Annotated in this window: 22 protein-coding genes; 20 read left to right on the forward strand and 2 right to left on the reverse strand. The window is 26.8% G+C overall.

Annotated elements, in window-relative coordinates; all coding sequences use genetic code 11:
- Nucleotides 1–51 precede the first annotated feature (51 nt).
- Nucleotides 52–1473 (reverse strand): hypothetical protein, encoded by a 1422-nt coding sequence (locus QP548_RS12080; protein ID WP_061429362.1) that lies wholly within the window; start codon nt 1471–1473, stop codon nt 52–54.
- 191 nt (nt 1474–1664) lie between these two features.
- On the opposite strand from QP548_RS12080, the gene QP548_RS12085 reads away from it, so the two are divergent.
- The 17 genes from QP548_RS12085 (at nt 1665) to QP548_RS12165 (ending at nt 17852) form a co-directional block, all read left to right on the forward strand.
- Nucleotides 1665–4802 carry an Alw26I/Eco31I/Esp3I family type II restriction adenine-specific DNA-methyltransferase gene (locus tag QP548_RS12085; RefSeq protein WP_075807980.1) on the forward strand — a complete coding sequence of 1046 codons (3138 nt, stop codon included), beginning with the start codon at nt 1665–1667 and terminating at the stop codon, nt 4800–4802.
- A 57-nt stretch (nt 4803–4859) separates the two neighbouring features.
- Complete coding sequence (locus tag QP548_RS12090) at nt 4860–5174, forward strand: hypothetical protein (RefSeq protein ID WP_061429361.1); 315 nt, start codon at nt 4860–4862, stop codon at nt 5172–5174.
- Between the two features lie 67 nt (nt 5175–5241).
- Nucleotides 5242–5580: a hypothetical protein gene (locus QP548_RS12095; RefSeq protein ID WP_061429360.1), complete on the forward strand. Its 339-nt coding sequence runs from the start codon at nt 5242–5244 to the stop codon at nt 5578–5580.
- A 12-nt stretch (nt 5581–5592) separates the two neighbouring features.
- Nucleotides 5593–5892 carry a hypothetical protein gene (locus QP548_RS12100; protein WP_061429359.1) on the forward strand — a complete coding sequence of 100 codons (300 nt, stop codon included), beginning with the start codon at nt 5593–5595 and terminating at the stop codon, nt 5890–5892.
- A gap of 56 nt (nt 5893–5948) precedes the next feature.
- On the forward strand, nt 5949–6254 hold the full coding sequence (locus tag QP548_RS12105; protein ID WP_284905422.1) for a DUF960 family protein: 306 nt from the start codon (nt 5949–5951) through the stop codon (nt 6252–6254).
- A gap of 11 nt (nt 6255–6265) precedes the next feature.
- The gene (locus tag QP548_RS12110) at nt 6266–6622 is read left to right on the forward strand and encodes a hypothetical protein (RefSeq protein WP_061429358.1); all 357 of its coding nucleotides are present in this window, start codon (nt 6266–6268) and stop codon (nt 6620–6622) included.
- A 686-nt stretch (nt 6623–7308) separates the two neighbouring features.
- On the forward strand, nt 7309–7572 hold the full coding sequence (locus QP548_RS12115) for a Mor transcription activator family protein (RefSeq protein WP_061429357.1): 264 nt from the start codon (nt 7309–7311) through the stop codon (nt 7570–7572).
- A 27-nt stretch (nt 7573–7599) separates the two neighbouring features.
- Nucleotides 7600–7902: a hypothetical protein gene (locus QP548_RS12120; protein WP_061429356.1), complete on the forward strand. Its 303-nt coding sequence runs from the start codon at nt 7600–7602 to the stop codon at nt 7900–7902.
- Between the two features lie 25 nt (nt 7903–7927).
- Complete coding sequence (locus QP548_RS12125) at nt 7928–8788, forward strand: hypothetical protein (protein WP_061429355.1); 861 nt, start codon at nt 7928–7930, stop codon at nt 8786–8788.
- Nucleotides 8789–8937: 149 nt separating this feature from the next.
- The gene (locus QP548_RS12130; protein WP_061429354.1) at nt 8938–10065 is read left to right on the forward strand and encodes a hypothetical protein; all 1128 of its coding nucleotides are present in this window, start codon (nt 8938–8940) and stop codon (nt 10063–10065) included.
- A 123-nt stretch (nt 10066–10188) separates the two neighbouring features.
- Nucleotides 10189–12675: a hypothetical protein gene (locus QP548_RS12135; RefSeq protein ID WP_061429353.1), complete on the forward strand. Its 2487-nt coding sequence runs from the start codon at nt 10189–10191 to the stop codon at nt 12673–12675.
- Between the two features lie 227 nt (nt 12676–12902).
- The gene (locus QP548_RS12140) at nt 12903–13301 is read left to right on the forward strand and encodes a hypothetical protein (protein WP_061429352.1); all 399 of its coding nucleotides are present in this window, start codon (nt 12903–12905) and stop codon (nt 13299–13301) included.
- Between the two features lie 153 nt (nt 13302–13454).
- Nucleotides 13455–15158 (forward strand): recombinase family protein, encoded by a 1704-nt coding sequence (locus tag QP548_RS12145; protein ID WP_061429351.1) that lies wholly within the window; start codon nt 13455–13457, stop codon nt 15156–15158.
- Nucleotides 15159–15286: 128 nt separating this feature from the next.
- Nucleotides 15287–16240 carry a hypothetical protein gene (locus tag QP548_RS12150; RefSeq protein ID WP_061429350.1) on the forward strand — a complete coding sequence of 318 codons (954 nt, stop codon included), beginning with the start codon at nt 15287–15289 and terminating at the stop codon, nt 16238–16240.
- Nucleotides 16233–16406: a hypothetical protein gene (locus QP548_RS12155; RefSeq protein WP_158024731.1), complete on the forward strand. Its 174-nt coding sequence runs from the start codon at nt 16233–16235 to the stop codon at nt 16404–16406. The genes QP548_RS12150 and QP548_RS12155 overlap by 8 nt, the downstream gene beginning before the upstream one ends.
- A 214-nt stretch (nt 16407–16620) precedes the next feature.
- On the forward strand, nt 16621–17034 hold the full coding sequence (locus QP548_RS12160) for a hypothetical protein (RefSeq protein ID WP_061429349.1): 414 nt from the start codon (nt 16621–16623) through the stop codon (nt 17032–17034).
- A 185-nt stretch (nt 17035–17219) separates the two neighbouring features.
- Nucleotides 17220–17852, forward strand: a complete 633-nt coding sequence (locus QP548_RS12165) for a cysteine hydrolase (protein ID WP_061429348.1) — start codon at nt 17220–17222, stop codon at nt 17850–17852.
- Nucleotides 17853–17978: 126 nt separating this feature from the next.
- Here QP548_RS12165 and QP548_RS12170 read toward each other — a convergent pair whose 3' ends face one another.
- A complete protein-coding gene (locus tag QP548_RS12170; protein WP_061429347.1) occupies nt 17979–18869 on the reverse strand; it encodes an SDR family oxidoreductase in 891 nt (296 codons plus the stop codon).
- Between the two features lie 265 nt (nt 18870–19134).
- Between QP548_RS12170 and QP548_RS12175 the strand changes: the two genes are divergently transcribed.
- The 3 genes from QP548_RS12175 (at nt 19135) to QP548_RS12185 (ending at nt 21604) form a co-directional block, all read left to right on the forward strand.
- Nucleotides 19135–19503 carry a phage holin family protein gene (locus QP548_RS12175; RefSeq protein ID WP_061429346.1) on the forward strand — a complete coding sequence of 123 codons (369 nt, stop codon included), beginning with the start codon at nt 19135–19137 and terminating at the stop codon, nt 19501–19503.
- A 126-nt stretch (nt 19504–19629) separates the two neighbouring features.
- On the forward strand, nt 19630–20661 hold the full coding sequence (locus QP548_RS12180; RefSeq protein ID WP_061429345.1) for a TRM11 family SAM-dependent methyltransferase: 1032 nt from the start codon (nt 19630–19632) through the stop codon (nt 20659–20661).
- A 136-nt stretch (nt 20662–20797) separates the two neighbouring features.
- Nucleotides 20798–21604: a hypothetical protein gene (locus QP548_RS12185; RefSeq protein ID WP_061429344.1), complete on the forward strand. Its 807-nt coding sequence runs from the start codon at nt 20798–20800 to the stop codon at nt 21602–21604.
- Nucleotides 21605–21606: the final 2 nt, after the last annotated feature.

A 21606-nucleotide genomic window follows, 5' to 3' on the forward strand; every position in this document is an offset into this window, starting at 1 on the left:
TATTATAAAACCCTAGATAATATTTAATACATTGTCTAGGGTTATTTATTTTTAGTATTCGTATTGATAAATTCTATTTTCCACTTCAAATTCATAAGAAGCTTTAAATATATCAGCTTTTATATCAAAAGCTTTATTTAAAAGTATATAAGCATCATTAAATTTTGAAGCATGTATTTCATCAACAACTTTATTTAAGATTGGCATTACAGGGTCAAATATTTCATCATTTTTAATTTTACGATTCTTTTTATCAATATAATTTTCAAGGCTTTCAAATGCTACTCTAATATATCTAGTAACATTATTTTCTTGATTTTTTCCCTTTAATTCTTTAGAATACATATGATTATAATTTCCTGTATGGACATCAAATCCATCAAATGAATAGTCATAGAATGAAAAGTTTAAATTCTTAGATAAAATTTTATCAATTAAGAACTCATCACATCCATTTATGTGAAGATAAGCTAAGCTTGAAAGTATAAAATGTAAATTTTTTCTCATATAATCACTTGCTATCTTAGCTTCATAATCATCATTAATCATAGATTTAAGCTTGTCCCAAAGATGTTTGGAATGCCATGAAACTACTTCATCACCTTTTTCTTCATCTGATATTAACAATTTAACATCATTTAAAGACATTCTATTGTTTTTTATTGATTGCTCTTGAATTGTCATAGGTTGAAAACGTGGTCTATGACAAAAACCTAGTGAAATTGGACCAATGTGGTCTGCACTTACACCATGCTTATTAAATTCTTTCATTAATCTATTTGCAGCTTTCCAATTACCATCAGACCAATTTTCATAAGCTCGTCTATCATCGCCATAACGTTTAAGATTTTCTCTGTGTCTACCTTTATCTGAAGTTCCTCTACAACATCTATTGTAAGAGTGAAAACCATCAGCTCTGTCTGGAGGATTTCCCATAGCTCCTGGACCAAGAAGTTTCTTTTCTTTACCGATGCTTATAATATAGTCTATATAGTTTTCTATTGTAGTTGGAATAGAGTTAGGAACTTTAAAAAACTTAGATAAAACAGAATATCCATCTGTTCCTAAATATCTTACAATTTCAGAAACAACATCGTGTATAGATGAACAATTACTAAAAGCAACAGGAATATCTACTTCCTCATTAAGCTTGTTTGCTATACGTTCATTAATATAGATATAGTCAAGACTCATAATTTTCCCGCAAATTTGACAAGGTTTTTCTTTTAAAGGATGAATTTCATAACATACTTTAGTACGCCAACCTAAATCTTTTGGTATTCCTAATTCTTTGCGTTTATCATCAAGCCATTTAATACGTTGTTGCCCAATAGCACTTTTACCAGAAACAACCCAGCGTAAACTACCATCAGAGTTCCTAGTTAAAGGAAAACCTTTATAATTAGGATGGCTTGCTATAAATTCTTGATATTCAACAAATTCTTTTGACATTTCTTTCGATTCTCTACTCATGATATCCCCCTCTTATTTTGTAGACTATAGTATAGTTTGTCTACATGTTGTAAGAATAATATAACATATATAGTAAATAATAGTCAATAGTTTGTAGACTAAAAATTAGTCTGCAAAAAAATACGTCTCTAAAAAGTTGTCTCGTAACCAAAGCTATGTTATTATAATATAAGAAAATGAGGTGTTTTATTTTGAATATAAATGAATTTGAATTTATAAAAGATATTAATAATATAGATTCTAGAGAAGAAATGTGGAATAAGATTATAGAAATTAGTTCAATTTACGAAAATAAATTAGATAAGATATATAGACGTTCACAAGGTATTTATTATACTAATATTGAATTAGCTAAATATATAATTGATGAAATGTTTAAAATATCTAATAAAAGTAAAAAAGAAATCATAGATAAAGTTTTATTAGAACCATGTGTAGGTATAGGAAGTTTTATATATGCATACTTTAAAAAGATTTTTGAGTTAGGATATTCTAAAAATGAAGTAGAATCTATATTGCAAAATGTATATATTGCAGATATAGATAAAACAGCATTAAAATTATTTAAAGCTATATTTACAAGGTTTATATTTATATATTTTGATATAGAATTATTTGATAGTTATTTTGAGGGGAGGGTTGGGAGTACCTTAGTTTTTGATATAGAGAAGGGAAGCGAGTATATACCTATTGAAGATGTATTTCCAGATGTAATGAAAAATGGAGGGTTTGATGTTATTATAACTAACCCACCATATAAAAATTTGAAAGCAGAAAAAAATAAGTACTTAAAGGATGAGGAAGTAAAAAAAATACAAGAATCTTACAAGAAATTTTCGAAATTTGTAAAGCAACAATTTAATTACGCTAATGAAGGGGTTTTGAATTTATACAAGGTGTTTATAGAAGAAATAGTTTGTAATTACTCTAAAAATGATGCAGAAATAGTTCTGTTGGTTCCCTCTACAATATTAACAGATAAAACCTGTGAAAAACTAAGAACTATGATATTAGAAAATCACTCAATAAAAACAATAAACTTAATTCCTGAAAATAATAAATATTTGGATGCTAAACAGGCTTTATGTACATTATTAATTAAAAAAGGAGAAAAGACTGATAAAATTAAAATTATAAATGAGTTAAATTTAGATAAAAAGGTAATGCATAATATTATTAATTATGAGGATATAAAAAATCCATATACAGGGAACTCTATTTTTGCAGTAAGCCAATCGGAACAAGAAATATTAAGAAAGTTAAGAGAAAATCCAGTTATTAAAGAATTAAATTTTATAAAAAATCTTAGAGGAGAACTAGATGTTACTGCCAATAAAGAATTTATATTAAGTAATGTTACGGATTATAAGTTAATTAGAGGAAGGGATATTTCATATTATAAGTTAAACTCTAAAGAAATAATGGAATTTGTTTCTGATGAATTTATTAAAAATAGTACTAAAGCAAAGTATATAAATGAAGATAGAATAGTTTGTCAACAGGTTGTAAATATTCATAAAGAAAGAAGATTAACTTTTGCACTATGTAAAAAAGGTAACGTTGTAGCTAATTCATGCAATTTTCTATATGTAGAGCAAAATGAGTTTGAAATTGATATATATATATTAATGGGATTAATGAATTCATCTTTAATGAATTGGCTATTTAAGTTAACAAGTTCAAATAATCATGTAAATAACTATGAAATAGATGCATTGCCTATACCTGTAAAATCTCCTTATTTAAAAGAAATAGGCAAGACTGTGCTAAGAATGCTTAATAAAAAAGAGGATTTCTTAATAGAGAAGATTGATAAATTAGTATATAAAGCATTTGATATAAATATTGGAGAAGGTATAGAAAATGAAGATGAGAAAATAAATATAAAAGATGAAACTAAAGCAGTAGATATAAAAAATGTATTAGATGAAAATTTTATTATAAATAATTTATATAAGGATATTAGATATATAATAAAGAATAGTAATTTTACATTAAAGGAATGTAAAGATATTTTTTATAATAAATTAACAATAGAATCATATATACATTCTTCTGGTATTAAGTTGAATAAAGATGATGTAGACATAATAAATGGAATAATAAAAAAATATTCTTATATAGCATCAAATAAAATATTGAATCATACTACCTTCAAATTGAGTGATTTAGATTTAGAAATGATTAAGAATGTACCTCAAGGCGGTAATTGGAAAAACATACCTAGAGAGGTTGTTAATAAATCTCAAAGGTTAGTTAAAATTACTAAAAGTGGAGGAAGAACAACTCTATACGGAAGAATAGATTATTCAAAGCCTTGTTATACTATAACAACTTACTTTAATAGACCTGGTAATGGTACTTATGTACATCCAGAGCAAGAAAGAGTAATTTCAGTAAGAGAAGCTGCAAGAATACAGAGTTTTAGGGATGATTATATATTCGTAGGTAATAAAAGTGAGTTATTAAAGCAAGTTGGAAATGCAGTGCCACCTATATTAGCTTATGAAATAGCAAAGAGTATTCGTAAAAAAGTACGATGTGAAACTTCAGTTGATTTATTCGTTGGAGCAGGTGGAATGAGCGTTGGCTTTAAAGAAGCGGGTATAAAGGCTATAGTTGCAAATGACTTTGAAAAAAGTGCATGTAAAACATTTAAAATAAATAATCCAGAAGTAGAAGTTGTACATGGAGATATTACTGATTTAAGTATTAAAGAAAAAATATATGAGTACACAGTAGACAAAGATGTAGATTTAGTTTGTGGTGGACCACCGTGTCAAGGCTTTTCACATGCAGGAAAAAGATTTATAGATGACCCTAGAAATCAGTTGTTCAAAGACTTTATAGAAGTAGTGGAAAAAATTAAGCCTAAAGTTGTAGTGATGGAAAATGTAGAGGGAATGTTAACATTTATGAAAGGTGAAATATATAATCAAATAATAGAATTATATAACAAGATAGGATATAAAGCTTGTGGTAAAATTATGTTAGCTTCAGAATATGGAGTTCCACAGAAAAGGAAGAGGGTTATAATTATTTGCACTAGAAAAGATTTAAATGTATTTCCAGAAGAGTTATTTCCAAATAAAACCACGGAAAAAATTGAGCTACAAATAACTGCTAAAGATGCAATTTATGATTTAGCAAGTTCGGCTTGTTCAGAAGATGCTACCTATTGTAATACAGATTTAGATAATATAAGTGAATATGCTAAAAAAATGAGAGAATATAAAGTTAAGGATAATAATATAACATTATTAGAGGTTGCTACAACTTCTGAATCAGATGGGTCATTAGATATACCAATACAGTTAAGACTTTTTTAAATTATATTATAAGTATATATTATTATATTGAGATATTTAATAAAGAGGTAGAAAAGTATGAATAAGGAAAAAGAACGACTTTTAATAACTAAATTTCTTCAATGGAATGATAAAAATGGATATTACACAGATGAAAACTGTGATTTAGAAGAACAGCAAAGAATGACTTATGAAGAGGCAGTTAAATATTTCTTTGGTGTGTTAAATGATGATTTTTACTATAACATAGTAGATAATATTTTTGAGTTAACATATGAAGAAGCAATTAATTATGCTAAAGATAATGGATTTTACAATAATACATATGAAAAGTTAATGTTATTAGTAGAGAATGAAAATCCAACAGAAGAATTTTATAGAAGTTTAATTTAACAGGCTATTACCTATATTTTAGATATGGGTAATAGTCTTTTTTACTTTAGAAAGGAGAAAATATTTAATGAAGAAAATTTATTTAAAAAAGCAATTAGAAGAGTTAAGTGATTACCCTGTAGAAGTAATTAAAAGTATTTCTGAAACAATAGATATACTTAATGAAAACTACGGAGGAAACAGAAATGTAGATAAAGATTTAGGAGGATATGTTTTAGTAGTTGAAAGCATAGAAGATGTTAAAGAGCTTAGAAATGGAATGCTGAAAGAAATACTACCAGAATATACAGATGAGATTATATGTAGTGAAGGAGTTAATTATACTTCTTCACTATTTTTACTTTCTAGCGATTTTTCAGTAGTAGTCATAGCTGATGAAGAACTTTCTAAGATACTTTTAGAATAAAGAGGTGATAGTATGCCTAAAAAAGTTGAAGAGAAAATAATAAAAAGTACTAGATATTGTAATCTTCTAAGACAAGCTAGTCTAAAAGATGAAGATTACACATACTGCATAGAAAAGATTTTTGTTAAATCTATGAAAAGAAATGAGATAAGATTTTCAGTCTATAAAGATACTGTAAGAGGTGATGATATCTATGTTCCAAGAAGTTTAGATGTAACTGAACTAGAGTTAATGGAGTTAATAAAGAAGTCAATTAAAGAGAAAGTATTTTCAGATGACTTCATAGAAATGCTAAAGCAAGAATTAAAATAGCTACTTAATTACAAGAAAAGTAATTAGGTAGCTTTATTATTTTTAGGAGGATTAAGATGTTTAAGAAAGAGAGCAGATATATAACGAGAGGAGCTAATGAAAAGTTAGATTTAAGATTACAGCTTATAATTTGGAGTATGATTGATAAATTAAATGAAGAGGGAAATGAGTTAGATTACTTACAAGTTTTTAAGATAAGAAAATGTGAAGAAGGAATTGTAATTGAACATAGTCAAGAAGTTCCAGAGTATAAAGAAAAGTATGTTATAGATTTAGAAAATATAGAGGTTAATGGAAACATAAAAGTTTTCGTTATAGATGATAATGAATACTCAACTATGATGTTAGCAGAAGAATATTAGGAGGTAATAAGATGAAAGAACTAAGTAAAGAAAAGATTTTTGAGTATAGTTCTAAAGAGCTACTAGGAGTAATGCGTTTTGATTTCTACGATGGAGGATTAGCTAATCAATGGAATCCTAGAGATTTAATAATTAAGTTAAATGATAAAAAGGAAATAGATTTAAAGAAGTTGCAGAAAGAATTAAACTACATTCAGTTTGATTTAATAAAGAGTTTTGATACTGTAGTAAGGTTCTGTAATGGTAGAGGATATGATAATGAAACATTAGTATATATAGATTTAGAGATTGCTAAGTATGTAATCAAATTAGTTCCTGTTAGAGATAGTTACTCATATATATATGCATATTTAAAGGGGGTGAAATAGATGGATATTATAACGGTAATAAAAGTAGTTGGTACTATATTAACAGTTGTTGCTACTTCAATAGAAGCAGTAAATAATAAGTGAAAATATAAGATAAGTTAAAAAAGCTATATGATGATAGAGAGAAATGGGGCAAAAAGCAACAAAAACCCATCAGAAAACAGAGATTTTTTAGATAGTGAAGGAAAGTAGCCATTAGATTAAAAAAGCTCAAAAAAGAGCTAAATAAGTTGCTTTTAAATTGAATAAGTAGATAATAGAAAAGTTTTAGGTCACTAATTTTACTTAAAAATAAAAAAATGAAAAAGATAAAACATATAAATAATGGAACTTGGAAAGAGGGAACTCGGAACTCTAAAGGAGTGACGGGGGATAGGGGGGCTAAAGCCTTAATAAAAAAAATAAATAAAAATAAAAAAATATAATCAGAATAGAGAGAAAAAGAGAATAAAAAATAAAAAATAAATAATAAATATATACAATTAATAATAATAATTAAATTATATATAATACCAATAAATAAAATTAAAAGAGTTAATGTTTCTATATTTTAGGAGCATTAACTTTTTTTATATTAAATTTAAAATTAATTTTCAGTAAGTTTTTAATGATTTTTTCAATGAATTATTCGCATGAATAATCATTTTAAAGTAGCTATTATTTTTTATGGGAGGTGAAGTTAATATATGGATATTCAAAAAGAGCATTTTAATGGAGTGTATTCTACTATTTTTGAACATATGGGTGAAAAAGTTACAAGAGAAATACATAGTGTATTTGGAGGTCAACAATTTAATTTTCCTAAGAAATTATACTCTAAAGAATATGTAATTAAATATTTACAAGAAAATTATAATGGTAAAAATGTAAGAAAATTAGCTAAAGAATTAGATTATTCAGAGAGATGGGTTCAATCAATAATAAATAGAAATAATATTAAAATTAGATAAAAATATTGGAATTAGGGAGGTAATTTGATGAATATTTTTGATGCTGGAGGATTAACAGCGTTAATTGCACTTATATTTACATTGATATTAGGAACGGGATTTTTTATTCTAATTAACAATATTTTTGAGATATGGTATTTAGGATTTGGAGCAATGGTTGGTGAGTGGCTTCTATGTTGTGCTGTAGGTGCTTTCATAGTTAATTGGATGAGTGGATTAATTGGAGGGATATTTACAGTATTATGGATTTTGATAAAACTAGCTATAGTTATCGTAGTTTTATTTCTAATAGGTTCTTTTATTTATTCTAAAATTAAAGGTGAGAAATAATTTAATAAAGGGGGGAGCTAATTATATGAATAAGAAAAATAAGTCTATAATAATAGGATTAGTTGTTCTTATACTGTTATTTATAGGAGGAATTATAGGCAAAAGAATCAATGAAGAAAATGCAGTAATAAAGAAAGCCGAAGTAGCTATTAATAATGGTGACTATGATAATGCAAAAGATATATTATATACTGTTGTTGATGGAAATAATAAAAAAATAGATAAATTATGGAATATAGTTGTTAGTTACCAAAAGGCTCAAAGTTTGGGAGTAGACTCTGGATTAAAATATCTTAATGAAATTGATAACAGTTATAAAAAATATGATAGATTAAAAGAGGATGTAGACAATCTAAAAAAAGAATTGTTAAATATTAAAAAAATAAGAAAAGAATTTTTAGTAAAAATAGAAGAGGTTAAAAGCTTAATTGAAAAAGGAGAATATGAACAAGCAGAAGAATTAAGTAAAGAAACATCAGAATGGCAATATATAGAACAAGCAGATAAAAATACTATGTATGACTTACACGTAAAAGCTAGTGAATTGTTATCTAATCAAAGAAAAGATAATTATGCTAAAGAAGAGGCTGAAGGAAAAGAAAAAGAAGCCTTAGAAAAAGAGAAACAAAATAAGTTGAAGATTGAAACAGACGAGAATAACTTTTCAAAAACAGTAGCACAAGAAATGTTAGATAAAATGAATGCTGATAATGGAAATACACGTAATTTCTATGAGCTATCATCAGATTTAAATATAGATGAAACTGGTAAAAAGTATTTTAATGTTGTAGCTAAAGATAAGGATTGGATAAAGTTTGATGATAATACAATATTAGCGAAATATAGATTGTATTCTAATGGAGAGTTAGTAGAAATACAACAATAAAAAAAAGAGGTTCACCCCTCTTTTTTTTACATAAAATATCGTTACAATCGATATTACGGTAGTGATGATATTTTCAATTAAAAAGTTTGAAGAGTTAAGATGGAATGCTATAATCACAGAGTAATTAATTAGAAATGAGGATTTATAAGATGAGTAAAATAGGACATACTGATGATGAAAAAATAGAATGTGTAAATGAATATCTAAATGGTAAGGATAAACACTATCTGGCTGGTAAGTATTCTACATCAATTAGGAGTATTGATAGATGGATATCTAAAGTTAATACTGATGAGATTGAGTTAAGAAAGAGAAGAAGATGTGATTATATTGATTTAAATATACAAGATGAAATTCTTAAAATTTTAAATACTAACCCAATAATAAATGGATTTAAAATATCTCAATGGAATGAAGCAATTACAATTAAATATATAAAAGATAAGTATAATATCAATATTAATAGGCGAATGGCAAAAAATTTAATAGAAGATTCTAAAAAGATTAATGATATAAGCTATGAAGATAGGGTATATAATGAGATAGAAGAGATGGAGAGTTTAGGTTATAACATAGTTTTATTAGATTATATAAAGATAGGTAGAATAGCTTCAAGAGAAGTAGAATGTCTAGAACTTAGAAAATATACAGAAGAGAAGTTAGATGTTAATCTTGTAGTTATAAGAGCTAATAATAATATGTATTTAGATATAATTTTATCGGAAGCAAAAGTTTTAGATAAATCTCCTAGAGTTAACATAAGAGAGCTAAGTAATAAATTTAAAAATAATGATGAGTATGAAAGGATTGTAAATATACGAAAAAAACAGAGAAAAGATATTGTTAATGATAAATATAATATTTTAGATAAAGTATTTAAGGAAGAACGTAATAAGAAAATTGTATTTACAACTAAATGGGATAAAGATATCAAAAGGATATTGGGTAGGAAGAATAATTTTAAATTCTATGTAATTGAGGATGAAGTATATAATGATTTACGACAAAATATTTATAAGGGAGAATATGGAGAAAATATAATATATTATTTTTACAATGAAAATAATACGGGAAGAATTTATAAAAATATTAAAGAGATAAGTCAAACTGTAAAAGGCAAAATAAAAAGATATGTCTTAGATAGTACTGAGGATAATTATAAACTTGAAAATGGAGTTGAATTTGCATGTGAAAAAGATAGTATTATGCAGAAAAATAGAGATAAATTAAGAAAAAAGATTAAAATTTTAAAATCATATTTTATACATAACATTTAAGACAGAGGAGTTTCTCCGCTGTCTTTTATTTTGAAATTAATTCCATTGAGATGAGAAAAGGGAACTATCACTTTATAATAATTCTTGTAGCGAGGAGCAAAAAAAGATTAGGAGGATATGTGGATGAACAAGAATTATAAAGAATTTAAACAAGAATGTACTAAAGCAATAAAGGTTTTAGGAGCTGATAAGAGAGTAGTTGAAACAAGAATTATTAAGACTAAAAAAGGAACAGTAAGTGGTTACTACGATGATAGTGAAAAGCTTCTAAGAGATATTTTTAAATATGATGGAGTTAATAATATCTTCTTTACATTAAATAAATTCTCAGAGGATTTACTTGCAAGAGGAAAAGATAGGTTAATAGAGTATGCAAGTCATACAACATCAGATTCGGAAATTACAAGAAGAGAATTCTTATTAATAGATATAGACCCTGTAAGACCAGCAGGGGTATCTTCAACAGATGAAGAACTAAAATCATCAGAAGTAGTATTAAGAGAGGTAGTAAGCTACCTAAGAAGTGAAGGATTTCCTAAACCCGTAATCGCTTGTAGTGGTAATGGATATCATGCTTTATATAAATTAGATTTACCTAATACTAAAGAAGTAACTCAACTAATTAAGGATTTTCTTTATGCTTTAGATGAAAAGTTTAGTGATGATAAAGCACAAGTAGATAAAACAACATACAATCCAGCAAGAATAACTAAGATGTATGGAACAATAGCTTGTAAAGGAGATAGTACTGAAACTAGACCTCATAGGAGGTCAAAAATAGTACAATCTCCAGATAAACTTGAAGTAGTCAAGGAAGATTTATTAAAGAAAGTAGCAGACCTGTACATTAATAAAAAGAATATTGATAAGAATGTAAAAAATGTACATATTAAATCAAAAAGTAAAGGAGATATAAAGATTGAGGAGTGGTTAACAGATAATGGATTAGATGTTTTTAAGGTTAAAGAGGAGAGTGATAGAACTGTATATGTACTTGATACATGTCCATGGAACTCTAACCATACAGATAAATCAGCTTCAATAACACAATTTAATAATGGAGCTATTAGTGCTAAATGTCATCATGATAGTTGTTCACATGAAAATTGGAGTTCTCTAAAAAAGCTTTATGAGCCTAAGTTATCGAAAAATAAATCAGAATATTCTGATAATAATAAAGGAGAATCTAAAAAAAGTTATGCAGACATAGTAATTGAACAAGCATTAAATTATGGAGATGTATTTTTTCATAATTCCATAGATGAAACTTTTGTAGCAATAGATAAAAATAAATTTTATGAAATACATAGGATTGAGGATAATAAATATCAAATGCTTTTAAGAAAGAGGTTTTATGATGAAGTTGGTAAGTCTGTTTCTAAGGACAATATTAACCAAGCAATAGGAGTTTTAGAAGCTAAAGCTTTATATGAAGGAGATGAATTAGAGGTTTACAAGAGATGTGCAGAAGTGAATGGAACTATTTATTATTACTTATGCGACAAGAATTCTACAATAATAAGAATAGATGAAGAAGGTTGGAAAGTAGATGATTCAAAGAAAATATTATTCATAAGAAAGAATAATATGAGTGAGCAAGTAATGCCTGAACCTTATGAAGATTTAATGGGAATATTAAGTAAGCATTTTAGGTTTAAGTCAGAAGAAGATAAAATACTTCATGCTGTAAGTCTTGTTACTAGATTAATACCTAATATTCCTCATCCAATTGAAGTAATACATGGAGAAAAAGGTTCTTCTAAGACAACTACTATGAAAATGAATAGAAGCTTAATAGACCCGGCACCGAGAGATATAATTTCAATACCTAAAGCAACTCAGGATTTAGCAATAACAATCTCTAATAACTATATGCCATGCTTTGATAACTTAGATTATATTTCAGCAGAAAAAAGTGATTTATTATGTATTGCTTCAACTGGTGGAGGATATAGTAAAAGGAAACTTTATAGTAACGATGATGAAATAATAGTTAATTTTAAAAGTCGTATTACCTTGAATGGTATAAATGTTATTGCTACAAGAGCTGACCTTTTAGATAGATGTATAGTTCTGACATTAGAAAGAATACCGGAATATGAAAGAAAAGAAGAAAAGGAAGTATGGGAGAATTTTAATGAAGATAAACCCAAAATAGTAGGAGCTATGTTTAACACATTGGCAAAAGCTATACCAATTTATAGAAATATAGAGTTAGAGAAGTTGGGCAGAATGGCTGATTTCACTAAATTTGGATATGCGATAGCAGAAGCTTGTGGAATTGGAGGGGAAAGGTTTTTAGAAGCTTATTTAAATAATCAAAGAAAAGCTAATCAAGAAGCAGTTGATTCCAATCCAATAGCAAGTGCATTAATTAAGTATATGAATGAAAATATAAAGTTCACAGGAACAGTAAGTACATTATTAACCGTTTTAAATCAAGTAGCAGAGAAAGAGAAAATTGATACAACATCCAAACTATGGGCTAAAGAGCCTAATGTTCTAAGTAGAAGGTTAAATGAAATTAAGTCTAATTTAGAATTAGAAGGAATTTATTATGAAATAACTCAAAGAAATCATGGAAGGGTGATTGAAGTAATTAAACAGTAATTAGATTTTTATAATATAAGACATTATCGGAGTTGATACTTCGATAATGTCGATAATTTAAAGATAAAAGGAGTTAGTAAAATGAATAATATTAATAGTTGCCAAGAAATAATAGATTTAATTTCAGAAATAATAATGAATTATATTACTAGAGAGTGTGTAAAAGAAGAAAATAATTAAAAAATATAATGTAAATTAATAAGCATATTATGGAGGAGAGATTAGAAATGAATAATATTAAAGTAAAATTTGAATGTGAACCAAGTGAATACATGGAGTTAAGAAATAAAAGTGTATGGGTAGCTATTCATAATAAGTTAGTTATTATGAAAAATAAAAGAAGTAGAAGAAAAGAAGGATGGATAGAAAAGTTAATTACAGAATTGGATTGTTCAACAGGTATCTACCATATAAGTTTAAACAGGGAAGAAAAAGATAAAATAGTAATTAATTTTTTTGATTTTAACTTAATAGGTTCATATGGGTTTAGTCAAGAGGAATGTTGTAATGACATTGGTAATGTAGGAGAAATGTTAAAAAAAGTAATGAGAAAATTTAGGTTGAAAGATTATATATTCATATATAATTTTGAACCATTAGGAGTTGAGACAGAATTTTTTAATTAGCTGATTTTATATAGATTAATTAACAATGGAAAATATCGAAGTATTGAAATATCGAAATGTAATTACTACGATATTTTCCATAATAAGTTTAGGGTAGTGAAATAGAAAGTTAAGTATATATTATAAATTTGATTAGATATTAGGAGGAGTTCTATGGGATTTAAGAAATTGGTTAATGATATAAAAATTGAAAAAAGGAGGAAAATAATTGCCATATATTGCCGGGTGAGTACTGATGAACAGGCAGAATTTGGATATAGTATAGATGAACAAAAAAGACTTTTAGAAGAATGGTGTAAAGCTAATGATTACATAATATATAAATGCTATTCTGATAGAGGAATAAGTGGAAAAAACATAAAAGATAGACCCGCATTAAAAGAACTTTTAAGTGATGCTAAAGAAGGAAAGTTCGATATGGTTATATCTTGGAAGATAAACCGTGTAAGTAGAAAGTTAGAAGATGTTTTAAAGATTGTAAATATATTAGAGAAAAACAATATAACATTCAAATCTTATTCAGAACCTTTTGAAACAGATACACCAGCAGGAAGAATGCAATTTCAAATGATGGCTTTAATAGGAGAGTTTGAAAGGGGGACTATTGCACAGAACGTTAAGATGGGGATGATTGCAAAGGCAAAATCTGGAAATTGGTGTGGTGGACGAGTCTTAGGATATGACTTAGTACCTAATAACTCACCAGAAGAAGAAAAAAAGGGAAAAAATAAACTAGAAATCAATGAAAAAGAAGCCGAAATAGTAAGATTTATATTTAATGAATATAGTAAAGGAAAGGGATATAAAGCAATAACTAATAAAATGAATAAATTAGGATATAAAACTAAGAAAGGAAATAACTTTTCAGTAGGAAGTATAAGAGATATACTAACTAATCCAGTATACATAGGAGAAATAAGATATAATGTAAGACAAAATTGGAGTGAGAAAAGAAGAAGGAATATAAATCCTAATCCAATAAGGGTTAAAGGAAAGCATGAAGCTATCATAGATAGAGAGCTATGGGATAAAGTTCAATTAATTTTAGAAAGTAAGAAAGGAAAGCCCTCAAGAATATATGATGGAGAATATCCATTAACTGGAATACTAAGATGTCCTAAGTGTGGAGCTGGTATGGTGATTTCTAGGACAACCAATACATTAGCAGATGGTACTAAAAAGAGAATAGCTTATTACTGTTGTGGTAATTGGAAGAATAAAGGAACTTCAGTATGTAATAGTAATACAATAAGAGTAGATAAAGCTAATGAATATGTGTTTAAAAAGATTGAAGAATTAGTATCTAATGAAGCAATGATTAAAGCAGTTGTTGAAAACATTAATAAGGAAAGAAAAGATAAAGTTAAACCAGCTAAAAGATTGTTAGGTGACATAGATAAAGAGCTTGAAAAACTAGATAAAAGAAAACGAAAAATCTTTGAAGCATATGAGGATGACATCTTAACTAAAGAGGAGTTTCAAACTAGAAAGGATGAACTAAATGAGAAAATCAGAATTTTAGAAGAAGAAAAGAAGCCGTTACTAAACACAATTTCTGAGGATGTAAGTGAAGAGATACCATATGAATTCATTAAAGATATACTTATGAATTTCAGTAAAATATTAAATAGTAGTGTAAGTAGAGAGCAACAGAAAAAGTTACTACATATGATAATATCTGAAATAACAATGAATGAATCAAGAGAAATAGACTCAATAAAACTTAATATAAATGATAAGCTAGTTGAATATCTAGTAAAGGAAGGAGGGGTACCTATTAAGGGTATTCCTTCTTCTTTTATGTTAAGAAATATTGGATTGAAGGTATTGGATTTAGATATTGTTATTATAGGATAAATAAAAGTAATTAGGAAATAAAAATTTAAATACTTAATTATCATTATTTAGTACTTTATTAAAAATTATAATTAAATTTGATATAATAGAAAATATAGGAATAAAATACTATGAATATGGTGGGGGTTATGGAGAAAAAAATATTTAATGTAAAAAATAAAGAATTAAATCATATGGATAAAAAAGATATAGAGAAGATAAAAGATATATTTATTAAACCAATAGCTGATATAGTTAACGTTGTAGAAGAATATAATAAGGATGTTGAACCAATTTTAAAAGTTATTATTCCAGAAGAGTTTATAGAAGAGTTGAAAATTGGAAACCTAAAATTGATGGAAAGTAAGGCAGGAGAAATATTACCTAATATAGTAGATAGCAAAAATAAAATAATAAAACAAGTTAAATTAGAAGAAATAAAAGAAGGTTTAGATGACAAAAAATTAGATAAATTAGGGGAGTATGCAACAGCACAAAAACTAGATGCTATCAAAGAACAATTAGAATGTATTATGTGTGTAGTAGAAGATATTGAAAGAGGTCAAAGAAATGATAGGTATGGTAAGGTCGATGGAGCTATAAAAACGATAAAACAGTCTTTTTACGAAGTGGATTTAGATAGAAAAAATAGATTACAGGATGGAGCTCAGATAGAAATAAATGAAGCTATAGAGGTAATAAAGAAAGAAATTAAAGATGGGTTGAACTTTTTTAAGGAATGGGAAGAAAGGAATTTTTTACAAAAGAATATTGGCAGTGTTAAGTTTTCTACATGGAATATAAGTAGAAAGTTTAATAAACTTTGTGAAGATTATCTATATTTAAAGCGTGCAAAAATATCTTTGATAGAGTTAAAATTAAGTCAAGGTATGGATAAGTATAAGATTGATTTAATGATAGGGGATTTAAATGAAATAGATATTCAGCTAAAAGAAAGAAAGATATCAAATTGGCTAGCTCCAAGATGTAATAATAATGAGTGGCAGTATAGGTTGTTGGATAAGATTAAATATAATAATGAACTAATAATAGAATATAATATAAAAGATTTTATAGAGGTAGGTGAGAATAATTATGAATAATACTTGTAAGAAAAAAGGTTGTAATAATGAAGCATTAAATGGAAGTAAGTATTGTAATTATCATCAATCAAAAAGAGAAGATACTAAAAAAATGATTATAAATGGGGCTAGTGCTTTAGCAACCTTTGTAATAGCAATAGCATTAAAAAAACCAGGAAAGAAATAGATAAAAATTTCATTTGATAATGACACAAAAAAACTAACAATAAATGAGAGTGTGAGGAATGAGTATCTATAAATGATAATTCTTCTTCTTTTTCTATTGAGAAATGTTAGTGTTATTGTATTGAGTTTAGAGGTTAGAATATAAATACTATTATTAACCTGAAAAATAAAAAAATATATTTGTATAAGTACATTTTTTAGGAGGTAATTGATAAATGATAAGACATTTAACAAGTAAATCTAATTATGAAAGTATTATAAAAGATGGAGTCATAAAACCTAGAAAAAAAAAGGATAGAGATTTTGGAGTGGTATCATTTGAAAAATTAAATGAAAATAATATTTTAGTAAATATAATTAAGGAAGAAAAGAACTTAAAAAAAGAAGAACAAGTAGTAGCTATTTTAATTGATGATGAAGAGTTAATTAAAGAAGGGTTTAATGTATATTATACAGATTCAAGTTTAATTGCTAATAGACAAGGGTCTAGATATACTACTAAGTATGAAAATATAACTAGATTTGGAGGGAATGAATTAAATGATGACTATATTAATATAGGAGAATATGTTCATGTTGAAGGAGAAATACCTATAAGGTTTATAAAGGATGTTAAGTTTTACTATTAAAAACCTCACTTAATACTGATACGGAGAACCATACCATAAATAATAATTAAATATTAGAGATATTTAGTAACTTAATAGTTACTAGGTACAAAAAAGTGCCTAATTGTTGTTTTTTTATCTTAAAGTTATTATTTACTCATAGGAAAACAATAAAAAGTTTTAATAATGAAATAGGAGTGATTAATATGAATTTTAACAATAAGGAAACAGCATTAGTGCTAGTAGATCCACAAAATGAATTTTTACATGAAATGGGAGAAGGATATAAATTAGCTAAAGAGGTAATTGAGGAAAACAATACAATAAATAATATAATATCTTTACTAAAAGCATCAAATGATGGAGGATATAAAGTATTTGTATCACCACATTATTACTATCCACATGATTATACTTGGAAGTTTGGAACAAATGGAGAGCATATGATGCATCAAATGAGAATGTTTGAAAGAAAAGGACCATCAGATGCTGTTGAAAAAGATTCAAGAGCAGATATACTTAACGAATTTAAACCATATATAGAAGATGGTAAAACAATAATAGCTAGTCCTCATAAAATATTTGGACCACAAACAAATGATTTAGTATTACAACTAAGAAAACAAAAGATAGATACAGTTATACTTGCTGGAATGAATTCTAATATATGCATTGAATCACATATGAGAGATTTAGTTGAACAAGGATTTGAAGTTTATATTGCTAAGGATGCTACTGCAGCTCCAGGTATGGAAGCTTATAAAGCGGCTGAAGTTAATTTTGGTATGTTATCAAGTGGATCATTTACAACAGAAGAAATATTAGAAAGATTAAAATAAATATATATAGTTTATAATTATTAAAAGTTCAGTTTTTATAATTAATAAAATTTCAAATACTTTTTATAAAGTTAAAATAAGCCTGTTTTTATTTAAAACAGGCTTATTATTTTCATGTAAAAATTTTTAGCTATCTACCATAGTTCCACCATTTACATGAAGAACTTGTCCTGTTACGTAGGAGGAATCATCAGATGCTAAGTAGACATATGCTGGTGCAAGTTCAAAAGGTTGACCAGCACGTTTCATTGGAACATCAGATCCAAAGTTAGCTACTTCTTCCTCTGAAAAACTTGATACTATAAGAGGAGTCCAAATAGGACCTGGAGCTACTGCATTGACTCTTATTCCATTTTTAGCAAGTGATTGTGAAAGTGATCTTGTAAATGTAACTACGGCACCTTTTGTTGATGAGTAATCTATGAGATTTTCTTTACCTTGGTAAGCAGTAACAGAGGTAGTATTTACTATTGTACTTCCTCTTTTCATGTATTTTAAAGCTTCTTGTGTAAGATAGAACATAGGGAAAATATTTATTTTAAAGGTTAATTCAAGTTGCTCTTGTGAAATACAGTTTATATTATTTTGAGGGAATTGAACCCCAGCATTATTTATTAAAACATCTATTCCACCTAAAGTTTCTACTGTAAATAAAACTAATTTTTCACAGAAGTTTTTATTAGATATATCACCAGGAACTAAGTAGCATTTTCCACCATACTTTTCTACATATTTCTTTGTGGTTTCAGCGTCATCATTTTCATAAAGATAAGAGATTACAATATTTGCTCCTTCTTTTGCCAAGGCTATAGAAACTGCTCTACCAATTCCACTATCACCACCAGTAATAAGAACTGATTTTCCTTTTAATTTTCCACTACCCTTATAATCAGGATTATCAAATATAGGACTAGGAACCATTATTGATTCTATTCCAGGTTGAACTGATTGATGTTGAGGTGGGAATTTCTTTGGTAACTTTTCAAAGTTTATACTATTATCACAATATGGATTCATTATATACTCCTTAGATATTTATAATACTAGTTATTTTATGAAGATATAATTATATTTGTGATTTTAAAAAGAGAATTTCAACTTTTTCATAATTAAAATCAAGAAATTTATTATAAAGATTATTATAATTTGAGTTCTTGCAATTTAATTTAAATTTTATTAGGAATATTATTTCATATAGTGGTCAACATATAAGTGTAAAGAAAGCTAGTAAGTTTAAAAATGAGTAGCACTTTACAATCAAATTATTAAAGGAGGTAATCTTATGGGAAATGAAAGTTATAGAAAACAAAATAGTGATGGTAGCATATTAAAGTGGATAGGAAGATTTATTTTAGTTGCCATAGTATTAGTAATAACATCATTTGTAACTCCAGGATTTTCAATACATGGACTATGGTCATTTTTATTAGCTGCTGTCGTAATATCAGTGTTAGATTATTTAGTAGAATTATTTATGGGTGTTGATGCATCACCGTTTGGAAAAGGAATAAAAGGTTTTATAATAGCTGCAATAATAATATATTTAACTCAATTCTTAGTTCCAAACATGGGAGTTTCAATTATAGGAGCATTACTAGCTGCTGTAGTTATAGGAATAATAGATGCTGTAATTCCAAATAAAATTATGTAAAACTTTTAAAATAGAGTGCTTTTAATAAAAGTGCTCTATTTTTTTATTAATATTTAAAGTATGTGATGTTATAATATTATGGATAAAAAATAGAATTAAAAGATAAGAATAAGTGAGGATTTTTTTATGAGCAAATATGCGATACTTGCAAATCCAGGTCATAATCGTATTTATTTTGATACAGCTCTTAAGATTGCAGTTTCAGAATTACAAGCAATTGCAGATGCTTATGATATGGAGATAAATGAGATTGGAGAAGGAAATTTAGGTCTTCCAGCATCAATATGCTTTAGCACTAATAGAGAGCTTAAGGAAGAAGACTTTAAAGCATTAAGTTTTTCATCAATTTATTATGCCTTATTTGAAATAGTAGAAGGAAATCTTTTAAGACCTATTAGTGTCCCAGATTTTCATACATTCCCTGAAAGTATGGTTCAAATATTAAAATATAATGGAAAGACAAATGAGCAATTTACTAGACTTATGGTAAATTTAGCTTTAAGTGCTTGTAAAACAGGAAGTAAAAAGATAACTTTATTAGATCCTATGTGTGGTAAAGGTACAACTTTATATGAAGGATTCATAAGAGGGTTTGATGTTAAAGGAATAGAGATAAATGAGCAATGGGCTCAAGAGATTCAAACTTATGTTGTTAGATTTTTAAAAGAAGGAAAGTTTAAGCATAAAGTTGAAAAATCTAAGGTATCAGATTCTAAAAAGAAGAAGATCGCTAATGTGTTTAATTTAACTGCTGCAGCAGAGAAGAATGCTTTTAATTCAGGAGATGTTCAATTATTGCAGTTATTTAATTCAGATACTAGAAAAGCAGATCTTCTTATTAAGAAAAAATCTTGTGATATTATAATATCTGATTTACCTTATGGGGTTCAGCATGGAAGTAAGAATGATAGAAATTCCCTTATGGAAAGAAGTCCACTAGGGCTTTTAAAAGAAGCAATTCCAGCATGGCATAATGCATTAAAAACTAAAGGAAGTTTAGTACTTTCATACAATGAATTTACTATGAAATATGATGAGGTAGCTATTGTTTTAGAGGAAAATGGATTTAAAGTTCTTGATGAAACACCTTATCATAATTATTTACATAGAGTAGATCAATCAATAAACAGAAATTTAATAGTAGCTGTAAAGGCTTAAAAATAGAGGATTACTAATTAAGTAATCCTCTATTTTTTACAAATTCAACTTAATTTTTTTATAGTTTTTTTATATTGCTAATAGTATAATTTAAGGTAATAATTTGTAATATAAATAAGTTGGTTTAGGGGGAAAAATGAGGAAAAAGCTAATAATTACAGCTGTAATAGGTTTAATATTAATTGGAGGAACAACTACAGGAATAGTTTTAAATAATAACTATTTTAAGGAAAAACAAGAGAGTGTTGCTGAAAATGAAGAGCATATTAGTAGTGAAAAAGATCAAAATAATAAAGAGGAAAAAGAAGAAAATAATACAGGCGATTTAGAAGGAAGCAAAGAAAATAATGAAAAAGATAGTTCTAATAAAGAAGATAGTAATAAAGAGCCAGAAGAACAAGAACTAAATGATAAATATACAATATTCTATAAAGCTCGTGATGCTTATAATAGAGAAGATTTTGATGAAGCCATAAGATTATATGAAACCATAACAGATAAAGATGTTTTAGCCAAGGTTGAATATGAGAAAGATAGATTTTACTTTGCGAAAAAAATAAATGATGAGATAAATGAAGGACAAAAACTTTATGATTCAGGTAGATACTTTGAAGCAAAAGTATTTATGAGCAAGTTAATTAGAGGAAATTATATGTTACATAATCAAGAAGCTAGAGCTAATAAAATATATGAAGAAGCTAGTTCAAAAGTTACAAAGGAAGAAGTGGAAAAGGTAAATGGAGACTTTACTTTTGAGAAGGCTGTTGAACTTGTAAAAAAAGAAATAGGAGATAATCCTAATAATACATATGAAAATTTTCAAGAATATACAGATATAAATGGGGCAAAGGTTTATCAAGTAATTGTTAAAAAGAATGGGGATAGTAATAACTCAGAACTTTTTGTAGTTAGCTCAGATGGAAGTGTTTTATCAGGATCTTAAAA

The sequence above is a fragment of the Clostridium sp. UMB9555A genome (assembly GCF_030222355.1).
In the GTDB taxonomy this organism is placed as follows: Bacteria; Bacillota; Clostridia; order Clostridiales; family Clostridiaceae; genus Sarcina; species Sarcina perfringens.